This is a genomic window from Salipiger abyssi (assembly GCF_017311415.1).
Taxonomy (GTDB): domain Bacteria; phylum Pseudomonadota; class Alphaproteobacteria; order Rhodobacterales; family Rhodobacteraceae; genus Salipiger; species Salipiger abyssi_A.
The window spans coordinates 105,530-130,313 of record NZ_JAEKIS010000003.1 but is presented as its reverse complement, the minus strand read 5'-3'; the positions used below and the strand labels follow the sequence as shown (position 1 = coordinate 130,313).

The 24,784-nt window shown below is 66.4% G+C and carries 20 protein-coding genes; 12 read left to right on the top strand and 8 right to left on the bottom strand.

The window, feature by feature from the left end; translation table 11 throughout:
- Window positions 1-9 precede the first annotated feature (9 nt).
- Entirely contained in the window at window positions 10-3,147 is a 3,138-nt protein-coding gene (locus I6N89_RS05720; protein WP_207017244.1) for an efflux RND transporter permease subunit, read from the top strand.
- A gap of 110 nt (window positions 3,148-3,257) precedes the next feature.
- Here the strand turns inward: I6N89_RS05720 and I6N89_RS05715 are convergent, their stop codons facing one another.
- From I6N89_RS05715 to I6N89_RS05705, 3 genes are all read right to left on the bottom strand, one after another.
- Window positions 3,258-3,776 (bottom strand): DUF2937 family protein, encoded by a 519-nt coding sequence (locus tag I6N89_RS05715; protein ID WP_207017243.1) that lies wholly within the window; start codon window positions 3,774-3,776, stop codon window positions 3,258-3,260.
- Window positions 3,777-3,842: 66 nt separating this feature from the next.
- A complete protein-coding gene (gene proS, locus I6N89_RS05710) occupies window positions 3,843-5,186 on the bottom strand; it encodes a proline--tRNA ligase (protein ID WP_207017242.1) in 1,344 nt (447 codons plus the stop codon).
- A gap of 193 nt (window positions 5,187-5,379) precedes the next feature.
- Complete coding sequence (locus I6N89_RS05705) at window positions 5,380-5,532, bottom strand: hypothetical protein (RefSeq protein ID WP_156876317.1); 153 nt, start codon at window positions 5,530-5,532, stop codon at window positions 5,380-5,382.
- A gap of 197 nt (window positions 5,533-5,729) precedes the next feature.
- Between I6N89_RS05705 and I6N89_RS05700 the strand changes: the two genes are divergently transcribed.
- From I6N89_RS05700 to I6N89_RS05680, 5 genes are all read left to right on the top strand, one after another.
- On the top strand, window positions 5,730-6,803 hold the full coding sequence (locus I6N89_RS05700) for an AI-2E family transporter (RefSeq protein WP_207017241.1): 1,074 nt from the start codon (window positions 5,730-5,732) through the stop codon (window positions 6,801-6,803).
- Complete coding sequence (locus tag I6N89_RS05695; RefSeq protein ID WP_207017240.1) at window positions 6,800-7,501, top strand: chromosomal replication initiator DnaA; 702 nt, start codon at window positions 6,800-6,802, stop codon at window positions 7,499-7,501. Before I6N89_RS05700 ends, I6N89_RS05695 begins: the two co-directional genes overlap by 4 nt.
- Before the next feature lie 51 nt (window positions 7,502-7,552).
- A complete protein-coding gene (locus tag I6N89_RS05690; protein WP_207017239.1) occupies window positions 7,553-9,724 on the top strand; it encodes an RNA degradosome polyphosphate kinase in 2,172 nt (723 codons plus the stop codon).
- A 387-nt stretch (window positions 9,725-10,111) separates the two neighbouring features.
- Window positions 10,112-11,410, top strand: a complete 1,299-nt coding sequence (locus I6N89_RS05685; RefSeq protein WP_207017238.1) for a flagellin — start codon at window positions 10,112-10,114, stop codon at window positions 11,408-11,410.
- A gap of 103 nt (window positions 11,411-11,513) precedes the next feature.
- Window positions 11,514-13,070, top strand: a complete 1,557-nt coding sequence (locus I6N89_RS05680) for a Ppx/GppA family phosphatase (RefSeq protein ID WP_207017237.1) — start codon at window positions 11,514-11,516, stop codon at window positions 13,068-13,070.
- A gap of 9 nt (window positions 13,071-13,079) precedes the next feature.
- Here I6N89_RS05680 and I6N89_RS05675 read toward each other — a convergent pair whose 3' ends face one another.
- Both I6N89_RS05675 and I6N89_RS05670 read right to left on the bottom strand, forming a co-directional pair.
- Complete coding sequence (locus tag I6N89_RS05675) at window positions 13,080-13,472, bottom strand: hypothetical protein (protein WP_207017236.1); 393 nt, start codon at window positions 13,470-13,472, stop codon at window positions 13,080-13,082.
- A 43-nt stretch (window positions 13,473-13,515) separates the two neighbouring features.
- Complete coding sequence (locus tag I6N89_RS05670) at window positions 13,516-14,619, bottom strand: THUMP domain-containing class I SAM-dependent RNA methyltransferase (RefSeq protein ID WP_207017235.1); 1,104 nt, start codon at window positions 14,617-14,619, stop codon at window positions 13,516-13,518.
- Between the two features lie 128 nt (window positions 14,620-14,747).
- On the opposite strand from I6N89_RS05670, the gene hisF reads away from it, so the two are divergent.
- A complete protein-coding gene (hisF, locus tag I6N89_RS05665) occupies window positions 14,748-15,506 on the top strand; it encodes an imidazole glycerol phosphate synthase subunit HisF (protein WP_207017234.1) in 759 nt (252 codons plus the stop codon).
- Window positions 15,506-15,817, top strand: a complete 312-nt coding sequence (locus I6N89_RS05660; protein ID WP_207017233.1) for a phosphoribosyl-ATP diphosphatase — start codon at window positions 15,506-15,508, stop codon at window positions 15,815-15,817. Before hisF ends, I6N89_RS05660 begins: the two co-directional genes overlap by 1 nt.
- An 81-nt stretch (window positions 15,818-15,898) precedes the next feature.
- On the opposite strand, the gene I6N89_RS05655 is transcribed toward I6N89_RS05660, so the two are convergent.
- Window positions 15,899-16,357 (bottom strand): Lrp/AsnC family transcriptional regulator, encoded by a 459-nt coding sequence (locus I6N89_RS05655; RefSeq protein WP_207017232.1) that lies wholly within the window; start codon window positions 16,355-16,357, stop codon window positions 15,899-15,901.
- 87 nt (window positions 16,358-16,444) lie between these two features.
- On the opposite strand from I6N89_RS05655, the gene I6N89_RS05650 reads away from it, so the two are divergent.
- From I6N89_RS05650 to I6N89_RS05640, 3 genes are all read left to right on the top strand, one after another.
- The gene (locus tag I6N89_RS05650) at window positions 16,445-17,572 is read left to right on the top strand and encodes a type III PLP-dependent enzyme (RefSeq protein ID WP_207017231.1); all 1,128 of its coding nucleotides are present in this window, start codon (window positions 16,445-16,447) and stop codon (window positions 17,570-17,572) included.
- A gap of 84 nt (window positions 17,573-17,656) precedes the next feature.
- Entirely contained in the window at window positions 17,657-19,948 is a 2,292-nt protein-coding gene (locus tag I6N89_RS05645; RefSeq protein WP_207017230.1) for a xanthine dehydrogenase family protein molybdopterin-binding subunit, read from the top strand.
- 208 nt (window positions 19,949-20,156) lie between these two features.
- Complete coding sequence (locus tag I6N89_RS05640; RefSeq protein WP_207017229.1) at window positions 20,157-20,624, top strand: CoA-binding protein; 468 nt, start codon at window positions 20,157-20,159, stop codon at window positions 20,622-20,624.
- Between the two features lie 156 nt (window positions 20,625-20,780).
- Here the strand turns inward: I6N89_RS05640 and I6N89_RS05635 are convergent, their stop codons facing one another.
- Window positions 20,781-23,090, bottom strand: a complete 2,310-nt coding sequence (locus I6N89_RS05635; RefSeq protein WP_207017228.1) for a hypothetical protein — start codon at window positions 23,088-23,090, stop codon at window positions 20,781-20,783.
- A 138-nt stretch (window positions 23,091-23,228) separates the two neighbouring features.
- On the opposite strand from I6N89_RS05635, the gene I6N89_RS05630 reads away from it, so the two are divergent.
- Entirely contained in the window at window positions 23,229-23,918 is a 690-nt protein-coding gene (locus I6N89_RS05630; protein ID WP_207017227.1) for a thiamine diphosphokinase, read from the top strand.
- Here I6N89_RS05630 and I6N89_RS05625 read toward each other — a convergent pair.
- Complete coding sequence (locus I6N89_RS05625; RefSeq protein WP_207017226.1) at window positions 23,839-24,780, bottom strand: DMT family transporter; 942 nt, start codon at window positions 24,778-24,780, stop codon at window positions 23,839-23,841. The genes I6N89_RS05630 and I6N89_RS05625 overlap by 80 nt on opposite strands.
- Between the last annotated feature and the right edge of the window lie 4 nt (window positions 24,781-24,784).

The window sequence follows — 24,784 nt, the reverse complement described above, 5'->3', positions numbered from 1 at the left end:
GAGTCCGTCATGGCCCGTTTCTTTATCGACCGCCCGGTCTTTGCCTGGGTGATCTCAATCCTCATCATGGGGATCGGCGTGCTGTCGATCCTGACCCTGCCGATCGCACAGTATCCGCAGATCGCGCCGCCTTCGGTGCGCATCAGCGCACAATATCCCGGTGCCTCGGCGCAGACGGTGGCGAATACCGTGACCCAGCTCATCGAACAGCAGATGACCGGGCTCGACGGGATGCGCTACATGTCGTCCTCCTCGACCTCGGCGGGGACGGCCTCGATCACCGTGACCTTCGAATCGGGCACCGACCCGGACGTGGCGCAGGTGCAGGTGCAGAACAAGCTCAGCCAGGCCACAGCGCTGCTGCCCGAAACGGTGCAGCGCCAGGGGGTCACGGTCGAGAAATCGTCCTCCTCCTTCATGATGGTGATCGCGCTGATCTCGGAGGACGGGTCGCTCGACCAGGCGGACCTCTCGGACTACATGAGCTCGAACCTTGTGGACGAGTTCAGCCGGATCGACGGGGTTGGCGGCACTCAGGTGTTTGGCGCGCAATACGCCATGCGCATCTGGCTCGACCCCTCCAAGCTTGCGGCTTTCGAGATGACCCCGGACGACGTGGTCAACGCCGTGTCGGCGCAGAACGCGCAGATCTCGGCGGGCTCCTTCGGTGCGCTTCCGGCGCCCGAGGGCCAGCAGCTCAATGCCACGATCACCGCGCAGTCGCTGCTTTCGACGCCCGAAGATTTCCGCAACATCGTGCTACGCTCGGAAACCGATGGCGGCCTGGTACTGCTTCAGGACGTGGCAGAGGTCGAGATCGGGGCCGAGAACTACTCGACCATCGGTCGCTACAACGGCCAGCCTGCCGCGGGTATGGCGCTTCAGCTCGCGTCCGGAGCCAACGCGCTGGATACCTCCGAGCTGGTCAAGGAACGCCTTGAGGAATACGCGCAGTATTTCCCCGAAGGCGTGAGCTATGTGATCCCCTACGACACCACCCCGTTCATCGAGATCTCGATCCACGAGGTGCAGAAGACGCTGATCGAAGCCATCATCCTGGTGTTCTTCGTGATGCTGCTCTTCCTGCAAAACCTGCGGGCGACGCTGATCCCGACACTGGCCGTGCCGGTCGTTATCCTCGGCACCTTCGGCATTCTCGCCGCCGCCGGCTTCACCATCAACACGCTGACCATGCTCGCCATGGTGCTGGCCATCGGCCTGCTGGTGGACGACGCGATCGTGGTGGTGGAGAACGTCGAACGGATCATGGAGGAAGAGGGGCTCTCGCCGCGCGAGGCCACCCGGAAATCCATGGGACAGATCACCGGCGCCCTCGTCGGTATCGCGCTGGTGCTGTCGGCCGTGTTCGTGCCCATGGCCTTCTTCCCGGGCTCGACAGGGGTGATCTACCGGCAATTCTCTATCACCATCGTGTCGGCCATGGCGCTGTCGGTGCTGGTCGCTCTGACCCTGACGCCGGCGCTCTGCGCCACGATCCTGCGTGGCAAGGATGCGCATCATACGCATCGCGGCCCGGTCGGCTGGTTCAACACCGGCTTCGACAAGCTGACCGGCGGCTACGGCGGGACAGTGGGCTGGCTAATCCGCCGACCGCTGCGCATCATCGCGGTTTATGCGGCGCTTGGCTACGGCATGGTGTTCCTGTTCAACAACACGCCCACCGGCTTCCTGCCGGCGGAGGACCAGGGCATCCTGATCACGCTGATCCAGGCCCCCACCGGCGCCACGGCAGAGCGCACCAGCGATGTGGTCCAGCAGGTCGAAGACCACTTCACCCAGAACGAAGGCGACAACATCGTCTCGACATTCGGGGTGGTTGGCTTCTCGTTCTCCGGTCAGGGCCAGAACATGGGGATCGTCTTTGTCAGGATGAAGGACTGGGAGGAACGCCAGAGCCCCGGACAAAGCGTGCAGGCCGTCGCCGGACGTGCCTTCCCCGCCTTCATGGGCATCCAGGACGCCATGGTCTTTCCCATCGTGCCGCCATCGGTGATCGAACTGGGCAACGTCTCGGGCTTCGACTTCTATCTTCAGGCACAGGGCGGTCAGACGCATGAACAGCTTCTGGAAGCGCGCAACCAGCTGCTCGGCATGGCGGCGCAAAGCCCGCTGATCGCGTCCGCCCGTCCTTCGGGGCTGGAAGACGCGGCGCAGTTCGCGCTGGATATCGACTGGCGCGCCGCCGGGGCCGTGGGTGTCACCCCCACCGATGTCGGCAACGTGCTGTCGATCGCCTGGGCCGGGTCCTACGTGAACGACTTTAACGACAATGGACGGATCAAGCGCGTCTATGTGCAGGGCTCGCCCGAAAGCCGCGCCACGCCGTCCGATCTCCAGAAATGGCGGGTGCGCAACGCCACCGGCGAGCTCGTGCCCTTCGCCAACTTCACCACGGAGCGCTGGACCTACGGTCCTCAGGGCCTCGCCCGCTACAACGGCGTGCCGGCAATGCAGATCCAGGGTGAGCCGGTTCCCGGCGTGACCACTGGCGAGGCCATGGCCGAGATCGAGCGTATGGTCGAGCAGCTGCCGCCGGGCTACGCGGTGGCCTGGACCGGCCTTTCGCTGGAAGAGCGTGAATCCGGCGGCCAGGCCCCGCTGCTCTATGCGCTGTCGCTCGCGGCGATCTTCCTCTGCCTCGCGGCGCTCTACGAAAGCTGGACGGTGCCTTTCTCCGTGATGCTCGCCATGCCTATCGGCGTACTCGGGACCATGGGCGCTGCCTACTGGTTCGGCTTCGAGAACGGCGTGTTCTTCCAGGTGGGCCTGCTGACCGTCATCGGTCTGACCGGCAAGAACGCCATCCTTATCGTGGAGTTCGCGCGCGACCGCTATGACGGGGGCGAGGATCTCTACACTGCCGTGAAGGAGGCCGCGCGCCAGCGTTTCCGCCCGATCGTCATGACCTCGCTGGCCTTCTCGCTGGGCGTTGTGCCGCTGGTACTCTCTTCCGGCGCGGGCGCCGGGGGGCGCACGGCGGTCGGTTCTGCGGTGCTCGGCGGGACGATCACCGGTACCGTGCTGGGCGTGATCTTCGTGCCGCTGTTCTTCGTCATCGTGCAGCGCATCTTCGGGCGCAAGCAAGCGAAGCAGGCGGACGCCAAGGGCGATGCCAAGACCGCCTGACCGGTCATCGACACACGCGAAACAAAGCGCCGCCCGGGGACATCCCGGGCGGCGCTTTGCTTTTCCTGAAGGATGCGGTCGCGGCCTCGCGAGCCGGCGCTGTCTTGAGCCTAAGCCCGCTCTTCGACAGCCGTCCGGCGGCGCGGCCTGCGAAAGATCCGCGAGAGCAGCGCCCAGAGTGCCGACAGCGCCAGCCAGCCCCCGCCAAAGCCGAGCCCGGCAAACACCGCGCCCTCGAACGTGAGCGGCAGCGCCGGGCGGTATGCCTCCCAGGCGCGGGTGGCAATCTCGGGATCGCTCAGATGCGCCGCCAGCCGCGCCCGCATGAAGGGGCCCGCGCCCTCAAGCGCTTTCAGATCCTGCGACAGCTGTTCGTGCCGCGCCACGATCTCGCGCATGCTCCGCGCCCGGGCGGCGCCGAAATCGCCGCCCGTCGCAAGCTGCTCCAGCGCCGTGTCGCGGCTCAGCCCGAGCGTCGCGGCATCGCGATCGAACTGCCCCACGACGCGCGTCAGCTCATCCACCGCGCCGCCCAGCCGCTGGGTGTATTGCTGTGAGAATTCAGGGAATTGCGACAGCCCCGCCGCACCGGTCAGACCGGCGGCAAGGGCCAGAGCCCGGATTACCATGCTTGCCTCCTGCCGCCCTCTTCATGGGGCGGACAGGCACAAGTCTAGCGCAATCCGGTATCGCTGTCAGGCCTTGGCGACACCGTAGATGGCGGCGATCTTTGCCACCGCGGCCTCCGGCGGCAGTTCTTCGCTCTCGCCGGTGCGGCGCGAAGTAAGCTCCACCACGCCGTTCTTGAGCCCGCGCGGGCCCACGGTGATCCGCCACGGCAGACCGATCAGGTCCATGGTGGCGAATTTCGCCCCCGCCCGTTCGGTGGTGTCGTCGTAAAGCGGCTCCAGCCCCAGCGCTGTCAACGAGGCATAGAGCGCCTCGCAGGCGGCATCCGCCTCGGCATCGCCCTGCTTGAGATTGACGATGCCCGCATGGAACGGCGTCACGCCCTCGGGCCAGATGATGCCCTTGTCATCGTGGCTGGCCTCGATGATCGCGCCCAGCAGGCGCGATACGCCGATCCCGTGCGAGCCCATATGCACCGGCACCTGGTTGCCGTCTCCGTCGGAAACGGTAGCGCCCATGGCATCGGAATATTTCGTGCCGAAATAGAAAATCTGCCCGACCTCGATGCCCCGCGCCACGCGGCGGCGCTCTTCGGGAACCTGGTCGAACAGCGCCTCGTCATGGGTCTCGTCCGTGCGGGCATAGCGTGAGGTGAACTCCTCAAGCACCGCCTGGCACTGTTCGACCGAGTCGTAGTCGATCTGGCGGTCACCGAATTTCAGATCGGTGATTTCGCTGTCATAGAAGACTTCGGATTCGCCGGTCTCGGCCAGCACAAGGAATTCATGAGTGTAGTCCCCGCCGATCGGGCCGCCATCGGCGCGCATCGGAATCGCCTGAAGCCCCATCCGCTCATAGGTGCGCAGATAGCTCACCAGATGGCGGTTATAGGCGTGCAGCGCGTCCTCTTTGGTGAGGTCGAAATTGTAGCCGTCCTTCATGTAAAATTCGCGGCCCCGCATCACGCCGAAACGCGGGCGGATCTCGTCGCGGAATTTCCACTGGATGTGGTAGAGCGTCAGCGGCAGATCGCGATAGCTCGACACATTGGAACGGAAGATATCGGTGATCAGCTCTTCATTGGTCGGACCGTAGAGCATGTCGCGGCCGTGCCGGTCGGTGATGCGCAGCATCTCGGCGCCATAGGCGTCGTAGCGACCCGACTCGCGCCACAGATCCGCGGATTGCAGCGTCGGCATCAGCAGCGGGATATGGCCGGCGCGCTGCTGCTCCTCATGCACGATCTGCTCGATCTTGCGCAGCACCTTGAAGCCCAGCGGCAGCCAGGAATAAATCCCGGCGCTGGCCTGCTTGATCATGCCCGCGCGTAGCATGTAGCGGTGCGAGACGATCTGCGCCTCGGCGGGCGTCTCCTTGAGGACGGGCAGGAAATAGCGGCTGAGGCGCATCGAGAGCTCCCGAAGTAATAAGGTCCGGGATGGGGTAAGCGAAGGGCGGCGCAAGAGCAAGGGGCTCGCGCTGGCGCAGCCTCTGCCGGCCCTTGGTCACAAGCCGCGTCAGCGGCTCCGCTCGGAACCGACGCGATCCTGAACGCTATGCAGTCAACACGCTGGAGCTGGATGACCGGCGATGTGCCCCCGCTCAAAGGCAGGACGCGATATCGCGGTACTGGCTTGAGGCGGGATCGGTCCAGGGGCTGTCGGCGCGGGTGATCCCCGCACCGGGCTTTGCACCCGGACGGGCCGGCGCGGCAGAGAGAAGGGTGAAAATCTTGCTGGCAATCTGTTTCGTCATGGGATCGGGCCTTGTGTTCCGATGGGGGTCTTGAATGCATACGAGGCTAACAATGCCCTCCTCCGCGCCACAGGCGGGAAAACCCGACCCGGGGCGCAATCCGGGGACAGGTATTCCCGACCCGGCCCGGCGCACGGCCTTGAATCCGGCGCGGCGACACGCGATGAAGGGGCAGAGATTTCGGGGAAAGATCGCATATGGCGCTGCCGGTACGCACACAGCTGAAATACTGGGGGCTCGCCGCGGCGGTGTTCGCAGTGATTCTGTGGTTCCTCGGCGACGTGCTGCTGCCCTTCGTGCTGGGCGGCGCCATCGCCTATTTCCTCGACCCGGTGGCCGACCGGCTGGAGCGCATGGGGCTCACTCGCGGCATGGCCACAGGCACGATCACCGTGGCGACCGGGCTGCTTTTCGTCATCCTGGCACTGGCGGTGGTGCCGGCGCTTGTGCGCCAGACCACGCAGCTTGTGGATTTCGCGCCGCAGCTCTTCCGCAACCTGCAAAGCTTCCTCACCGAGCAATTCCCCTCGGTCATGGTCGAGGACAGCCCGGTGCGCTCGGCGCTGGTCTCCATCGGCGACACGGTCAAGGAGCGCGGCGCGGAGCTTTTGAACACCGCGCTGACCTCGGCACTGTCGGTGATCAATATCCTGCTGCTCTTCGTCATCGTGCCGGTGGTGGCGGTCTATATGCTGCTCGACTGGGACAATATGGTCGCCCGTATCGACGAGCTGCTGCCGCGCGACCACGCGCCGGTGATCCGCCGGCTGGCGCGCGATGTCGACGCGACGCTCGCCGGCTTCATTCGCGGCATGGGCTCGGTCTGCCTGATCCTCGGCACCTATTACGCGGTGGCGCTGTGGCTGGTGGGGCTGCAATTCGGCCTCGTCGTGGGCGTGGTCGCGGGCATGCTGACCTTCATCCCCTATGTCGGCGCCATCGTCGGCGGCGTGCTGGCCATCGGGCTGGCGCTGTTCCAGTTCTGGGGCGACTGGTTCTGGATCGCCGCCGTGGCGGGGGTGTTCTTTTTCGGCCAATTCCTTGAGGGCAATTTCCTCACGCCGAAACTGGTGGGCAGCTCGGTCGGGCTGCACCCGGTCTGGCTGATCCTGGCGCTGTCGGTCTTCGGCACGCTGTTCGGCTTCATCGGCATGCTGGTGGCGGTGCCGCTGGCCGCCGCTCTGGGCGTCTTTGCCCGCTTCCTTGTCGAGCAATACACCGACAGCCGGCTCTATCGCGGCCTCACCGACGAGGAGCAGGAACAGCCATGACCGGACCGGAGCAGCTCCGTTTGCCACTGCCGGTCCGCACGGCACTGGGGCGCGAGGATTATTTCGTCGGCGGCTCGAACGCGCTGGCGGTGGCGCTGATGGACAACTGGCGCGACTGGCCCAGCGGCAAGCTGGTACTGGTCGGGCCCGGCGGCGCCGGCAAGACTCATCTCGCCCATGTCTGGGCCGCCGAGACCGGCGCGGCCATCATCGGCGCCGCCGACCTGCCCGGCGCCGATATCCCGGCGCTCGCCACGGCGCCGGTCTGCGTCGAGGATGCCGATCGCAGCGCCGGCGACCGTGCCGCCGAGGAGGCGCTCTTTCACCTGCACAACCTCGCGCTGGCCCAGCGCCAGCCGCTGATGGTCACCGCCAGCGCCCCGCCGGCGCTTTGGCCGCTCACCCTGCCCGATCTGAAAAGCCGGATGGAGGGCACCCAGACCGCCACTCTGCCCGATCCGGACGACACGCTGCTGGCGGCGGTGCTGGTCAAGCAGCTCGCCGACCGACAATGCATACCGGCGCCGGATGTGATTCCCTATCTCGTGCGCCATATGCCGCGCAGCTTCGCCATGGCGCAGGCGCTGGTCGAGGCGCTCGATGCCAGCGCCATGGGCCGCCCAAAAGGGATCACGCGGGCGCTGGCGCGCGCGGTGCTGACGCGGCTTGTAACGCCCCCGGGGGAGCTGTCAGAATAATCCAAGGCCCCCGTCACAAAGCTGTTGCAAACCTGAGCGCATAAGCCCCCCATGAGCATTGCAGATTTCCTCAAAGCCCCGCTGTCCGCCCCCGTCGAGTTCGGCGACACCGACCTCGCAGGCCCCGGTCGTTTCTTCAACCGCGAGCTGAGCTGGCTCGGCTTCAACTGGCGCGTTCTGGAAGAGGCCGAAAACCCGCGTGTGCCGCTGCTGGAACGGCTGCGCTTCCTGTCGATCTCGGCAGGCAATCTCGACGAGTTCTATACCGTGCGCGTCGCCGGCCTGCGCGAGCTGGCACATGAGGGCAACACGACCCCCGCCGCCGACGGGCTGAGCCCGGCGGATCAGCTGATACTGATCGACGAGGACGCGCGCCGGCTCATGGCGCATCAGCAAAAGGTGCTGCTGGCGCTGGAGACCGAGATGGCCGCGGCCGGCATCGACATCGTGCCGCGCGACAAGCTCGACCCGGCGGATCTGGCGCATGTGGAAGAGGTCTTTCTCAACCAGGTCTTCCCGGTGCTGTCGCCGCTGGCCATCGACCCGGCGCACCCGTTCCCCTTTATCGCCAATATGGGCTATTGCCTCGCGGTCACGCTGGAGCGCAAGCGCGACCGGCGCTCGCGCAACGCGCTGCTGCCGATCCCGCATCAGATCGACCGTTTCCTCGCGCTGCCCTCAAGCGACGGCCAACAGCGGTTCATCTATCTCGAAGACGTGCTGCTGCTGCATATCGACAGCCTGTTCCCGGGCTACCGGGTGAAGGATCATTTCGGCTTCCGCGTGCTGCGCGACAGCGATCTCGAGGTCGAGGAAGAGGCCGAGGATCTGGTGCGCGAATTCGAGGTGGCGCTGAAGCGCCGCCGCCGTGGCGAGGTGGTTCGGCTCACCGTCACCGCCGGCGCCCCCAAGGCGCTGCGCGACATCGTCCAGCGCGAGCTGCATGTGCAGGACGACGAGGTGATCGAGCTCGAGGGCATGATCGGCATCGCCGATCTCAAGGAGCTGGTGCTCGACAACCGCCCCGACCTGCTCTGGCCGAATTTCACGCCGCGCGTGCCGGAACGGGTGCAGGATCACGACGGCAACATGTTCCGCGCCATCGCGCAGAAGGACATGCTGCTGCACCACCCCTACGAGACCTTCGACATGGTGGTGCGTTTTCTCAATCAGGCGGCGCTGGATCCGGATGTGGTGGCGATCAAGCAGACGCTCTACCGCACCTCCAAGAACTCGCCCATCGTCGAGGCGCTATGCGAGGCGGCGGAGGACGGCAAATCCGTCACCGCGCTGGTCGAGCTGAAGGCGCGTTTCGACGAGGCCGCCAATATCCGCCAGTCACGGCGGCTGGAGCGCTCGGGCGCGCATGTGGTCTATGGCTTTCTCGACTGGAAGACCCACGCCAAGATCTCTCAGGTGGTGCGCCGCGAGGGCGACAGGCTGGTGACCTATACCCATTGGGGCACCGGCAACTACCACCCGATCACCGCCAAGATCTATACCGACCTGTCGTTCTTTACCTGCGACGCGGCGCTGGGGCGCGATGCGGCCAAGATCTTCAACTACCTCTCCGGCTACGCCCAGCCCGAGGGGCTGGAGAACCTTTCGATCTCGCCGCATTCGCTGAAGCCGCGCATGCTGGAGCTGATCGCCGCCGAGGCCGAACACGCCCGCGCCGGCAAGCCCGCGCAGATCTGGATCAAGATGAACTCGCTTATCGAGCCCGACATGATCGACGCGCTCTACGCGGCGAGCCAGGCGGGGGTGAAGATCGACTGCGTGATCCGCGGCATCTGCGGGCTGCGGCCCGGCATCAAGGGGCTGTCGGAGACAATCCGGGTGAAATCCATCGTCGGGCGGTTCCTCGAACATTCGCGCATCGCCTGTTTCGGCAACGGCCACGGGCTGCCGCACAAGAATGCGCGGGTCTTCATGTCCTCCGCCGACTGGATGGGGCGCAACCTGAACCGGCGGATCGAGACCGGGGTGGAGATCCACAATGCCACGGTAAAGGCACAGATCGTCAGCCAGATCATGGCGGCGAACCTTGCCGATACGGCGCAAAGCTGGGTGATGGAGCCTTCGGGCAAGTTCACCCGCCACGCGGTGCCGGAGGGCGAGACGCCGTTCAACTGCCACCGCTTCTTCATGGAAAACCCCTCGCTTTCGGGCCGTGGCTCGGCGGGCGCGGGCGATGTGCCGAAGCTCACGCACGGCGATTGAGCGCGGCGTGTAACGTTTGCGATGTAGGGTGGGCAAATTGCCCACCCTACGGCGCCACGAACTGGAACGCCGCGTCATCGCCGGCACATGGGGGGCCGATCCGGGCCAAGAGCCCCTTGGCTTATTCCGGCCAAGCCCGAAAGATCCCGACACGCGCCGCCGCGCCCCTTCCGTCGCCCGAACGAGACGAAACCGGCACGTTTTTCCCCTCTCCTTAACCGACGCTCAATCTTTTCCGCCGAATCTACTTTCCGCGCTCGGGGGGCGGGCGGCGCGGGATGGCCATGCGCCCATGTCCCGTTTCTGCCGGAACGGCTAGACGGATGCCCCGGACACGGGGCCGCAGCGGTGCAAAGCGCCCGTAACCCCCGCCAAAGGCTTTGCCCAATGTCCAGCATTCTCACCAATGAGAGCGCGTCCATCGCGCTCCAGACCCTGCATCAGATCAATCTCAATATCGCCAGCACCCAGCAGGAGATCGCCACCGGCCGCCGCGTCTCCAGCGCCGAGGATAACGCCGCCGTCTGGGCGATCTCACAGACAATGCAGGCCGATGTTCAGGGCTACAAACGCGTCTCCGACAGCCTCTCTCTGGGCAGCGCCACGCTGGCCGTGGCCCGCGACGCCTCGGAGACGGTGGCCGATCTGCTGACCGATATGAAGAGCAAGATCGTCGCCGCGCAGGGCGAGAATGTCGACCGCAGCAAGATCCAGAGCAATATCGACGCCCTGCGCGACCAGATCGGTGCGGTGGTCGAAATGGCGCAGTTCAACGGGCTGAACCTGCTCACGAACACCGAGAACACCGCCGGTTCCGGCAGCGAGGCGGTGCTGGGCTTCCTGCGCCGCGATGCGCAGGGGGTGACCGGCGCCGATATCGCCATCGCGAGGCGCGACCTCACCACCGGGGCCTCGGCGATCTCGGCCAGCGGCGGCACCTACACTTCCGACGCCGCCAGCGCCACGCTCGACGCCGCGCAGAGCGGCGAGATCGACGCCAGCGGCATCGCGGTCGAGACCGGCATGGGCTTTACCCTCTCGGTCTTCGGCTCAGATGCAGACGATTCGAGCTTTACCGAGGCGGATCTGCGCACCACGACCGGCGCCTCCGAAACCCGCGCCCAGATGGCCACGTCAGAGCTGCGCTACGTGGCCCGCGACGGCGACGGCATCAGCGACGTGGTGACCGCGCTGGCACGGAAATGGGGCGATTACGCCGCCAGGAACGGCATCGACGACTCGGTCCTCTCGATCGCCGCCTCCGGCACCAGCCTGACGGTCTCCTCCTCGGTCACCGACGGCACCGACACCATCGACGTGAATCTCAACACGCTCAGCGCAGAGGCCGGTAATACCATCGGCGGCGGGCTGGAGCTTCTCGCCGATCTCGACGTCTCCACCGCCGCCGGCGCCGAGGCGGCGCTGACCAGCATCGAGGGACTGCTGGATTACACCGTCGCCGCCTCCGCCGGCTTCGGCTCGGATCAGAACCGGCTCGAAACCCAGCAGGCCTTCAACGACAAGCTCTCCGACGCGATGAAATCCGGGATCGGCACGCTGGTGGATACCGATATGGAAGAGGCCACCGCCCGGCTCCAAGCGCTGAATGTGCAGCAGCAGCTCGCGGTGGAGGCGCTCTCCATCGCCAACAACGCCCCGCAATCGCTGCTGTCGCTCTTCCGCTGACCCAAAGGAACCGCTTGCCCTCCCCGTGCATTTCCCCGTCTGAGGTCTTTCGCGCCGCGGCAAAGCCGTGATACAGGGTCTCGCAGTCAAACCGGGGATGCACATGGACGGACAAACCGATTCCGCCCACGGCGATTGGGGGCCTTTCGGGCACCCGCTCTTCGACAACCCGCAGGCGCGGCGCCTGTCGCGCGTGGGTGTCGTGGATATCGGATCGAACTCGGTCCGGCTTGTGGTCTTCGATGGCGCGGCGCGCTCTCCGGCCTATTTCTACAACGAAAAGATCATGTGCGGGCTCGGCGCCGGCATGCCTGAGACGGGGCGGCTGAACCCCAAGGGCAAGGAGCGCGCGCTTTCCGCGCTGGCGCGGTTCCAGACGCTGGCGCGCGGCATGGACCTGCCGCCGCTCACCGCCGTTGCCACCGCCGCCATGCGCGAGGCCGAGGACGGCCCCGCCTTCCGCTCGGAAATCGAGCAAAAGACCGGGCTGAAGATCTGGGTGATCGACGGCGAGGAAGAGGCGCGGCTCTCGGCACAGGGCGTGCTGCTCGGCTGGCCCGGCGCCGATGGCATGATCTGCGATATCGGCGGCTCCTCGATGGAGCTGGCCGAGCTTTCGGGCGGTCAGGTCGGCCGCCGCATGACCTCGCCGCTGGGGCCGCTGCGCTTCAAAGATCTCGACGGCGGCAAGAAGGCGCGCGAGAAGCATATCCGCAAATATATCGCGAAACTCGCCGACCGGATGGAGATGACCGGCTCGCGCCTGTTCCTCGTCGGCGGCTCCTGGCGCGCCATCGCCCGCATCGACATGGAGCGCCGCGGCTACCCGCTACATGTCCTGCACGAATACCGCATGGACCGCGAGGCCGTGGACGAGACCCTGAAATTCATCGAGAAAGCCGATCTCGAAGCGCTGCGCGGCGCCTGCTCGATCTCCTCGGCGCGGATGAGCCTCGTGCCCTATGCCGCCGAGGTGCTGGCCGAGCTGATGCAGGTGTTCGCCCCGTCCGAGATCGCCATTTCCTCCTACGGGATCCGCGAGGGGCTGCTCTACGAACAGATGCCGCAGATGCTGCGCGACCGCGATCCGCTGATCGAGGCCTGCCGCTTTTCCGAGGCCAAGGACGCGCGCCTGCCGGGCTTCGGCAAGAAGCTCTACCGCTTCGTGCAGCCGCTCTTCGCCAGCGCCGGAGAGGCGCGGCTGCGCATGGTCAAGGCCGCCTGCCTGCTGCACGATGTGAGCTGGCGCGCCCATCCCGATTACCGCGCCGAGACCTGTTTCGACTATGTCACCCGCGCCAATCTCGGCGGGCTCGATCATCAGGAACGGGTGTTTCTCGGGCTGGCGCTGCTGCACCGCTACAAGAACAAGCGCGACGGCACCCGGTTCGAGGATTTCTACACGCTGATCGACGAGAGCGAGCAGCAAAAGGCCGAGGTGCTGGGCAAGGCGATGCGCTTTGGCTCGATGCTCTGGATGTCGGACGCCAGCCAGGAAGGCGGCGCGCATCTCGACTGGGATGCCGAGGCGCGCGCGCTGGTGCTGCATCTGACTCAGGAGGCGGCGCCGCTCTTTGGCGAGGTGGCCGAATCGCGCTTCAACTCGCTGGCCCGTTCGCTCGATGCCGACGAGGTGCGGGTGGAGATCGCCGGCGCCTGAAGCCGGCGCTCAGAGGTCGATCTCACCCTCTTCCGGCGGATCGAGCTCCGGCGGGGTGAGCGGCGCGGGCAGATCCGGCTCCTCCGGCTTGCGGCGCAGGATGATATCGCCATTGGGCAGCATCTCCGGCGGCTCGTAGCGTGACCAGTCCTGCACCTGCCCCATGAGATCGCGCAGCGCCGGGCCCATCTCCTCGCCGAAACTGCGCAGCGCCGGCTCCATCTCGCCGGCCAAATCCTCCAGCTCGCGCATTGCCGGGTCCAGCTCGTCCATCAGCCCGCGCAGGAACATCTCCGCCCCGCGCTTCATCAGGCTGTCCGACTCGTCGTTTTCGGCCTCCTGCGCATAGGCGGGCGGGGACATCAGGCAGGCGGCGAGGATCAAGGCGGGTATGCGTTTCATGAGATCAATATAGGATGGCAGGCGCGGCCCGTTAAGCCCCGGCTCAGAGCGGATCGGTCCGGTAAAGCCGGATCTTCAGCGGCCCATGCGCCACCGGCGGCCCCGGCGGCAGAAAGGGCAGGCCCGTGGCCTTGGCCAGCCCGGGCTCGGAGGTCACGATCCCCACGCGCCAGCCCCGGAAGCGCTCTTTCAGCACATCGCCAAGGCTCTTGTGCAGCGCATGCAGCGGCCCCGGTTTGCCGATCCGCGCGCCGTAAGGCGGGTTCACCATCACCAGCCCCGGCGGCCCCTCGGGCCGCTCCAGCGCGCTGAAGGGCTGACAGGCAAAGCTGGCAATGCCCTCGACCCCGGCGCGGCCGGCATTGGCCGCCGCCATGCGCACCGCGCCGGCATCGCGGTCGAAGCCATGAAACCGCAGCGCCGTCTCGCGCGGTGCATATTCCGCCTTCATCGCCGCCCAGGCGGCGGCCTCGAACCCGGCCAGCCTCTCGAAATCGAACGCTCGCGAGCGCCCCGGCGCCAGCCCCGTCGCGATCTCCGCCGCCTCGATCACGAACGTGCCCGAGCCGCACATCGGATCGAGCACCGGCTCCTCGCCGCGATAGCCACATTGAAGCAGGAACAGCGCCGCCAGCGTCTCGCGCATCGGCGCCTTGCCAACCGCCTCCTTGTGGCCGCGCCGGTGCAGCGGCGCGCCCGAGGTATCGACCGAGAAGCTCACCATGTTTTCCTCGATGCGCAGCAGCAGCCGCACGCCGTCATCGCCCACGGGCGCGCCCAGCTCCTCGGAGATCGCCCGCTCCACCCGCTCCTTCGCGGCGCCCGCGTGATAGATCTTCGACTTGCGGCTCAGCGCTTCGATCTTCACCGGCTGATCGGCGCGCAGCACCTCGCCCCAGGGGAATTTCCGTGCCCGCTTGTCGAGCTGCGCCAGATGCACCGCCGGAAACCCGCCGATCCGCACCAGCACCCGCGCGACACCACGCAGGCACAGGTTGGCGCGCATGACCTCGGGCCAGCCACCATCGAAGGCCACGCCGCCGGCCACGGGCCGCAGAGGCCCGAACCCCGCCGCCTTGGCCTCGCCCGCCAGCGCCGCCTCCAGCCCCGGCGCGCAGGCCAGGAAGATCTCGAATGTCTCACCCATCCCGCCCGCATACAGGCTTTGCCCGCCGGGAACGAGCCCCTGTTGTCTTCTCTTTTCCAAATACGCATTCCGCCCTCTCGGCCCGCGCGCCCCCTTCCCCCCGCGCGCAATCCGCGCCATAAGGCTCTATGCTCAAGACCCGCATCATCCCCTGTCTCGATGTCGCCGATGGCCGTGTGGTCAAGGGCGTGAATTTCGTCGACCTGCGCGATGCGGGCGACCCTGTCGATGCCGCGCGCGCCTACGATGCCGCCGGCGCCGACGAGATCACCTTTCTCGACATCCACGCTACGCATGAGAATCGCGGCACGATGTTCGATGTGGTCACCCGCACCGCCGAGCAATGCTTCATCCCGCTCACCGTGGGCGGGGGCGTGCGCACGGTGGCCGATGTCCGCGCCCTCCTGCTCGCGGGCGCGGACAAGGTCAGCTTCAACTCGGCGGCGGTGGCCAACCCCGATGTGGTGGCCGAGGCCGCCGATCATTTCGGCTCGCAATGCATCGTGGTTGCGATCGACGCCAAGACCGTCGAACCGGGCCGCTGGGAGATCTTCACCCATGGCGGCCGCAAGCCCACCGGCATCGACGCTGTGGATTTCGCCCGCACGGTGACCGCAAAAGGCGCCGGAGAGATCCTGCTCACCTCCATGGACCGCGACGGCACCAAATCGGGGTTCAATATCCCGCTGACCCGCGCCATCGCCGATGCGGTGGATGTGCCGGTGATCGCCAGCGGCGGCGTCGGCACGCTGGATCATCTGGTCGAAGGCGTGACCGAGGGCCATGCCTCCGCCGTGCTCGCCGCGTCGATCTTCCATTTCGGTGAATATTCCATCCAGGAGGCCAAGCAGCACATGGCCGCCGCAGGCATCCCGGTGAGGCTCTGATGACGCTGGAAGAACTGGAAACCATCGTCGCCAGCCGTGCCGAGGCCTCGCCCGAGGAAAGCTGGACCGCCAAGCTGCTCGCCAAGGGGCCGGAGAAATGCGCCGAGAAATTCGGCGAGGAAGCGGTCGAGGCAATCATCGAGGCGGTGAAGAACGACCGCGAGAAACTCACCGGAGAGGCGGCGGATGTGCTCTTCCACTTTCTGGTGATGCTGAAGGCGCGCGATCTGCCGCTCGCTGACGTGATGGCCGAGCTGGCGCGGCGTCAGGGGCAGTCGGGCCTGGCCGAGAAGGCCGCGCGCAAGGGCTGAGAGGCGGCGCCCCTGCCCAGGCTTCCTTCCTGCCGGAAACTGTCTTGCCGGGAGTATTTGCCGGAAAGATGAAAGGGCGGGTCAGCCGCGCCGGTCGAGCTTGGTCGTCAGGTGGATCAGGCTTTCGGAACTTTTCACCCCCCGCGCCTCGGCAATGCGGTCGAGCGTGGCGTCGAGCTCTTCGGTGGAGCCCGCGCAGACGATCACCATCAGATCGACCCGGCCCGAGGTGGTGTGCACCGTCTCGATCGCCGGCATCTGTTTCAGCCGCGCCAGCACGTCGGCCTGGGCGCGCGGCTCGATGCAGACCAGCACCGTGGCCCGGATCGCCTCCTTCAGCGCCGGGCCGCGCCGCAGGGTGAAGCCCGCGATGGCGCCGCGCATCACCAGCCGGTCGATCCGTGCCTGAACCGTGGTGCGCGCCAGCCCCAGTCGGCGCGCCAGATCCGAGACCGGCATGCGCGCATTGGCCGAGAGCAGAGCGACCAGCGCCCGGTCGGTTTCGTCGATCTGTGTGGTCGTGTTGTCGATTTGTGCCATTTGCCCCTCAGATTGACATATCTGACGCGCGAAATCGAGCGAAACCGCGCCCATACTGTAGGAAACGCAACGACAGGAGGTATTGCCATGGGGATCGAGCAGACCCTGATGCCGTCGCCGGAGGCCTGGCTGGCCCGCGCGCGGCCCGACGATCCGGTGTTCTTCTTTTGCCCGCTGCGGCTGGCGCAGGTGGCGGAGCGGTTCCGGAGCGGCTTTTCGGGGCTTGTGAGCTATGCGGTCAAGGCCAACCCTGCGCCCGAGATGATCGACGGGCTGGTTGCCGCCGGTCTCCGCGCCTTTGACGTGGCATCGCCCGCCGAGATGGCGCTGGTGCGCGCGCATTGCCCCGATGCCGTGCTGCATTATCACAACCCGGTGCGCTCGGAGGCCGAGATCGCCGCCGGGCTGGCGCATCGCTGTACCTCCTGGTCGGTGGACCGGCCGGGGGAGCTGGAAAAGCTGCGCTGCCTGCCGAAGGGCACCGAGATCGCGGTGCGGCTGAAACTGCCGGTCAAGGGCGCCGCCTATGATTTTGGCGCGAAATTCGGCGCCGGCCCGGAGCTGGCGGAGGCGCTGCTGCGCCGGGTCGTGGAGCTGGGCTTTACCCCGTCGCTCACCTTTCATCCCGGCACGCAATGCCGCACGCCCGCACCCTGGGCGCGCTATATCCAAGCCGCTGCGGATGTGGCGAAGGCCGCAGAGGTCACGCTGCACCGGCTGAATGTGGGCGGCGGCTTTCCCTCCGACCGGGGCGAGGGACATCCCGATCTGGAGGCGATCTTTGCCACTATCTCCAAGGCCGCGCGCACGGCGTTTCCCACCTCACCGCAATTGGTTTGCGAACCTGGGCGCGGGCTCTGCGCCGAGGCCTTCCTGCTGGTGCTGCGGGTGAAGGCGGTCGGGGACGACGCGGTGTTTCTCAATGACGGGATCTATGGCGGCATGGCGGAGTGGCGCGATCTCGGCCCCATGGCGCGGTTGCGGGTGGTGACGCCCGAGGGGCTGCCGCGCGGCGGGGCGGCGCGCGAGCGCATTGTCTTTGGCCCGACCTGCGACAGTCTCGACCGGCTGCCCGAGCCGGTGGCGCTGCCCGAGGCGATCCGTGAGGGCGATTACCTCGTCTTCGAGGGCATGGGGGCCTATTCCCGCGCGCTGGTCACCGGGTTCAACGGTTACGGAGCGCGCAGGATCGTCGCGATGACCTCCGCCTGCTGAGAAATCCCGCGCCCGGTGCTGGACACTGCCCAAGCGGGGCTTACAGTCCCGCGCAGTGACAAGCGGCGCGCGGAGGCACCAGGGATGGAAAAATTCGGCAAGAGCCAGTCCATGAAGCGCAGCGAGGATGTGCGCTTTCTCACCGGACATGGCCGTTATATCGACGATATCGCCCCCGAGGGCGCGCTGCACGCCTATGTGCTGCGCTCGCCGGTGGCTCATGCGGAGATCACCACTCTGGATGTGAGTGCGACGCGCGAGGCCGAGGGGGTGCATCTGGTGCTGACCGTCGAGGATCTGCTCGCGGCGGGCATGGATGTGAACATGCCGGGCACGGTGCTGACCAATCGCGACGGCACGAAGGGTGCTGCGCCGGAGCGTCCGCTGCTGGCGCGCGGGCGGCTGCGTCATGTGGGCGAGCCGGTGGCGCTGGTGGTCGCCGAGACAATGCAGCAGGCCAAGGATGCCGCCGAGCTGATCGAGCTCGATTTCGACGAGCTGCCGGCGCATGTGGAGGTCTGCGCGGGCGGTGAGACGATCCACCCCGAGGCGCCGGACAACCGCGCCTTCGACTGGGGCATGGGCGACGAGGCGGCGACGGCGGAGGCCTTTGACAAAGCGGCGAAAACCGTGCGGCTGGAGGTCGGCGACAACCGCGTGATCGTGAACGCCATGGAAGGGCGCGGCTGTTTCGCGGAATGGGACGGCAAGCGCATCCATGTGGCCTTCAACGGCCAGGGCGTCTGGGACATCAAGGGCGAGATGGCCGAGGCCATGGGGCTCGACGAGGCGGATGTGCGCATCACCAACCCCGATGTCGGCGGCGGCTTTGGCATGAAGGCGGCGTCCTACCCGGAATATTTCTGCGTGGCCCAGGCGGCACGGGCGCTGGGCAAGCCGGTGCGCTGGATGTCGGAGCGCACCGAGGGGATGCTGTCGGACCATGCGGGCCGCGATCTGGTGACCATGGCCGAGCTGGCCTTTGACGAGGCCAACCGGATCACCGGCTACCGGATCCACACGATCTGCAACCTCGGCGCCTACAATTCTGGTTACGGCCAGCCGATCCAGACGCTGCTCTTTTCCAAGGTGCTGACCGGCACCTATGACATTCCGGCGGCCTATATGCGGGTGGAGGGGATCTATACCAACACCACCCAGGTCGACGCCTATCGCGGCGCCGGCCGGCCGGAGGCGATCTATGTGCTGGAGCGGGTAATGGACCGCGCCGCGCGCGATCTGGGTCTCGATCCGATCGAGCTGCGCAAGATCAACTTCATCAAGGAGTTCCCCTACAAGACCCCCACGGGTGAGACCTATGATGTAGGCGATTTCCCCCGCGTGCTGGATCATGCTATCGCCGATGCCGACGTGGCGGGCTTTGCCGCGCGCAAGGCCGAGAGCGAGGCAAGGGGCAAGCTGCGCGGGCTGGGGCTCTGTTTCTACATCGAGTCGATTCTGGGCGATCCCTCCGAGGGGGTGAAGATCGAGTTCACCGAGCAGGGCGGCGCGCGGCTCTATGTGGGCACCCAGTCGAACGGGCAGGGGCACGAGACGGTCTTTGCCAAGTTCCTCAGCGACCAGACTGGCATTCCCTTCGAGAAAATCGAGTTCGTTCAGGGCGACAGCGACCTGATCGCGCAGGGCGGCGGCACCGGCGGCTCGCGCTCGGTGACCATGCAGGCCAATGTGACGCTGACCGCGGTGAAGGCGATGGTGGACGGGTTCACCGAATTCCTTGCCGAAGAGATGGATGTGCCCGCCAGCGAGATCGGTTTCGACGATGAGCGCTTCCGCGCCGAGGGTTCGAACCTGACGCCCACCATGCTGGAGGTGGCCGAGATGGCGCGCGCCAAGGGGCGCACGGAGCTGATGAGCTGGGATATACGCGACAAGATCCAGGCGCGCTCTTACCCGAACGGCGCGCATTTCGCCGAGATCGAGATCGACCGCGAGACCGGCGTCGCCGAAGTGGTGAAATACACGGTGGTCGACGATTTCGGCAATCTGATCAACCCGATGCTGGCCGAGGGGCAGGTGCATGGCGGGGTGGCGCAGGGGCTGGGCCAGGCGCTTTGCGAGCAGGTGGTGTTCGACGAGGACGGCCAGCTGCTGACCGCGACCTTCATGGATTACGCCATGCCGCGCGCCTATGACGTGCCCTTCATTCATTTCGACGTGGAGCCGGTGCCCTCGACCGGCAATCCGATGGGGATGAAGGGCTGCGGCGAGGCCGGCACGGTGGGCGCGCTGGCGGCGGTGTCGAACGCGGTGCAGGATGCGCTCTGGCCGCTGGGCGTGCGTCAGGTGGACATGCCGTTCACGCCGATGCGGCTCTGGCGCCTGATGGGCAATTCGCCGATGGCGGCGGAATAGCCACAATTCAGGGAAAGGGCGTCGCGTCAAGACTTTTGGTCACGCTTTCTTGAGAGGACTTTAAAATGTGGCTTTCCTGCCCATCTCTTTCTCAGGATCGCGGAGACGGAACCTCCGCGACGCCTTCACTGTCCCTCGTTCCGTGACTGGCGCCCAAGGATTTCCTTGGGCGCTTTTTCTTTGCGCCGCGCCGCGCTAGCCTCAGGCCATGAGCTATTCCGACGCCTTCCTGAAAGAGATTCTCGCCCGTACCAGGGTGATCGCGGTGATCGGCGTGTCGCTGAACCCGGTGCGGCCCAGCTATTACGTGGCGCGCTATCTGAGCCTGCGCGGCTACCGGGTGATCGGGGTCAATCCCGGCCATGTGGGCGCGCAGCTCTTTGGCGAGACGGTGCGCGGCGGGATCGGGGATCTGCCGGCGGAGGTGGATATGGTCGACATCTTCCGCCGCTCAGAGGCGGTGCCGCCCATCGTCGACGCGGCGCTGGCACATCTGCCCAATCTGCGCACGATCTGGATGCAGATCGGCGTCGCGCATGCGGAGGCCGCCGCAAAGGCGGAGGCGCGGGGCGTGGATGTGGTCATGAACCGCTGCCCCAAGATCGAATACCAGCGCCTGCATGGCGAGCTGCGCATGGGCGGGTTCAACACCGGGGTGATTTCCTCGAAACTCTGACGGTGACGCCGCTCGTTGCCGCGGCAACATCGCCCCGCCCACCGTCCCGCAGCCCACCTTTGCCTTTCCGGAGAATATCTTGGGAACGGCCGCCGCCAGACAGGAAAACGGCGGGCGCATGCGCACCCGCCGTTCACATTGCCCTGATCCGACGCTTCAGCCCGCGGCCCGCGCGTCGGGTTTGAAGCTGATACGCTCGGATGCGGTGAACCGCCCCCCGCGCGTCTTCTCGATCTTGCCTTCGCGCAGGAGCTGCCCGAAGGTCCGCAACCGGTCCTCGCGGCTCGACTCGTGCGTCTCCACCTGGCGCACCTTGGTCATCAGCTGCGGGCGCGAAAACTGCTCACGACCTTCCACGAAGGAGAGATAGGCCGCCGCCGCTTCGAGCAGATCCGGCAGATCGACCGCACCGACGCTATCGGCGTAATCGGCAAACCCGCTCTCGCCACCGGTCTCCACCTCGGCCACATGCACGCGGCGCGGACGCGGCGCCGGCTGTTCGGCATCGACCCGCTGTTCTGCCACAAGCTTGAGCGGCGCCGGGCGCGTCAGCTCAACCGGGCGCTGGGTGTGGTTTTCCGGCGCATGCGGGCGACGCGGACGCACCACATTCGCGAGATCTTCGCGATAGGGCTCGAACGCAGCCTCGCTGTCCTTCTTGCGGCCCAGCAGCTTGTCGGCGCGGGTGGCCGCAACAGCGGCGCGCAGATGCGCGATGGCGCTGCGGCGGCGGTTGCCTTCCGGCTCCTCGAGCTGGGTGTTGGTTTCGTCGAGGATGCGCGAGGCATCGGTGTCGCCCACGCTGTTCTCGGTGAGCATGGCACGCGCCGGGCTCGACATCTTGACAGCCTTGCGGGCGCCTTTGCGAGCGAGCTGCTCAATCACTTCGTCATCCACATCCGGCGCGGCTTCGGAAGGCTCGGCATCGTCCGCCTCCGGCTCGAACACCTCGTCGAACTCGCTTTCGATATTCTTCGCGAAAGCGGCGTCTTCCTCGGCCCAGTCCTCGTCGGCGCTATCCTGCTTGCGCAGGCGCAGCGGTTCCGCGTCCGGCAGCCCCTCGGCATCGCCCTCGTCTTCGAACGCCTCGTCGCGCTCCGAAATCGATGCCGAGACCGCCGATAGAATGTCCTTCTCGTCCCCGTCGCCCCAATCGTCGAAACCATGGTCTTCGGTCTCTTCTTCGTTGGTTTCGACGCTGAGATCATCGGCGTCGATATCGTCCTCGGGCGCGTCCCAGGCGGCGTCGATATCCGCCTTCAGCTCGGCTTTCACCGCAGCCAGCTCGCGGGCGAGATCGTCTTCGTCCTCGGCGCTGAGGCTGCTCACCGTGTCGGCACCCTGCGGCGATTGCTCCGCGACCTCTTCGATCAGCCCGTCCGCCAGCGCAGAGTCGAACGCCGCACGCTTGACCTTGACGACGCGGGCGCGAGGGCGGCGCGGCGGCGTCGCCTCTTCCGGCTCGTTCTGCGCCACCGCTGCGGCGGCGACCCGCACTGCATCCTTGGAAAGCGGCTCGTCGGCGTCCTCGTCTTCGTCATAGGTCTCATCGAAATCGAGACCGGCGAGCGTGTCGGTGAAAAGATTGTCGCGATCCGCATCGGCGGTCGCCCGAGGCTCTGCATCTTCTGCGGTCAGCGCACCCAGCATCGCCGACACCGCCGGCGCGTCGGCCTCTTCCTCGGCATCGTCGAGCGTGACGGCATCGGCGGTCTGCGCCTCGGGGGCGCCTCCTGCAACTACGGCACGGATGCGGCGCAGCTTGGCGGCGACGCTTTCGGGATCGTTCAGCGGCGCGGGTGCTTCGGCGCGCTCCCGCTCTGCCGGACCGGCTTCGAAGAATTCAGCCTCGGCCTCGAGACTGTCCTCACCCTCTGCCTCGAAGCCCTCTGCCTGGGACAGCTCATCGGCGGCAGGCTGCGAAGTCTGATACGCCGGCTCGGCCTCGGCAACCTCTTCGACGCTGTCGTCCTCGGCGGGCTCCGCCGCCTCTTGTACCTGCTCCGCGTCGGCAAGCACCGCGCTGATGCTGTCTTCGAGCGCCGGGCCGGTATCGGCTGCAACACTCTCTTCGGCGAGATCGGCCGCAGCAGCGACAGGCGCTTCGGCCACCGGAACCTCTGGCTCATCCATGGCAGGGGCGGCCGCAGCGGGTCGCAGTGCCGACGGGCCAGCGGCCAGTGCCGCGCTCAGCGCGCCGGCAGAGGCCGCGCCACCGCTGCTGAACGGGCTGCGTAGGGTCAGCGAGCCCTCGCCCATCTCGGATTTCAGTTGCGATTGCAGAAGCTCCGCAGCCATGTCAGGGTCGAACTGCGGCGGTTCGGCACCGAAGAACCGGTCCTCGCGGATCACACCACGGAAGAAATGCGTGGTCTCCTTGACCACACCCAATGGATCCTCGAACCCTTCCGCCGTGCAGGAAAAGGTGCCGTAGGAGACCGTCAGAATCTTGCTCGAACTCACCATGTGCTGCTCACTTTCAATCGTTTTGCAACAGTGTGTTTACCACGATCACCAAGACCAAAGCTGACCGAATCTTAGGTATTCACCGTATCATTTCGTGACCGCATTGTGGTCGGTTTCCCAAATCGCCATTAAATTGACATGAATCACGCAACTCTTCACAGCCCCGGCCCGGTCTTGCTGGCCGGAGGCGGCGATCACAGTCCCGACCTGCTGCAATCTCTGCTGCCGCAATGCACGACGCGCATCGCGGCCGATGGCGGGGCGGCTGCGCTGCTGAGCGCCGGCGTCATGCCGGATGCGGTGATCGGCGATCTCGACTCGCTCTCCGAAAACACCCGGGCGCAGATCCCCGCAGCGCGGATCCACCACATATCGGAGCAGGATAGCACCGATTTCGACAAATGCCTGCGCAATATCTCGGCACCGCTGATCTATGGCACCGGGTTTCTCGGGCCGCGCATCGACCATCAACTCGCCTCGCTGAGCGTGCTCACACGCCGCGCCGACCGCCGCTGTATCCTCGCCGATGCCTCCGACGCGGTGGCGCTGGTGCCACCGCAGCTGGAGCTGGACCTTGCTCCGGGCAACCGGGTGTCGCTTTACCCGATGGGGCCGGTGCGTGGCGAAAGCGAGGGGCTGCGCTGGCCGCTGGCGGGGCTCGACTTCGCGCCGCATCTGCGCACCGGTACCTCGAACGAGGCGAGCGCCGCACGGGTGACGCTGCGCTTCGATACGCCGCTGATGCTGATCATTCTGCCAGTGGCGGCACTGCCGGCGCTGGCGCGGGGGCTGCTTTCTGCGCCCGATGCATGGCCCGCTCCCGAATGAAGATATAAAGCCCGGCACCGATGGTGACGCAGATCCCGGCGCTGGCCAGCGGGTTCGGGAACTCGCCGAAGACCAGAAAGCCGATGATCGTGGCAAAGGGAATCTCGAGATACTGCATCGGCGCCAGGGTCGCCCCGGGGGCGTAGCGCAGCGACCAGGTCATCAGCAGATGGCCCAGCGTGCCCAACAGCCCGATGGCCAGCAGCTGCCCCCAGACGCCGCCCTCGACACTCTCCCAGGCCAGCTCCGGCACGGTGTCTTCCGGCAGCACCAGCATCAGCGCGCCGATGACCAGAACCGCCATGATCCCCGAAACGCCCTGCAAGGAGATCGCATCCACCTCGCGCGAGATCTGCCGCGTGGTCAGCATGAAGACGGAAAAGTTCACCGCAACCCCGAGCGGCAGCAGTGCCGGCCAGCCGACATCGCGAAACGCCGGCTGCACCACCATCAGCGTCCCGATAAAGCCCACAGCGCAGGCGGCGAGCCGGCGCCAGCCGACCTCTTCGCCCAGCACGTAATGACCGAGGATCAACATCAGGAAGGGCATGATGAAGGCAATCGCCACCGCGTCGGCCAGCGGCAGAAAACGCAGCGCCGTCACCATCATGCCGATGCCGAGAATGTGCAGCAACGTGCGGAAAAAGGCGATCCAGAACACCTTGCGCCGCAATCGGAAACTGCGTCCCGTCGCGAGCATCAGCGGCGCCAGTATCAGCGCCTGAATACCGAACCGGATGAGCACCAGCTCGGCCAGCGGCACCACAGTCGATAACAGTTTCGCAATCGCATCCGCCATCGGCGCAACAACGCAAAAGCCGAGCATCAAAAGGATGCCCAGAAGAGGTTTGTCCTGACTCATAACA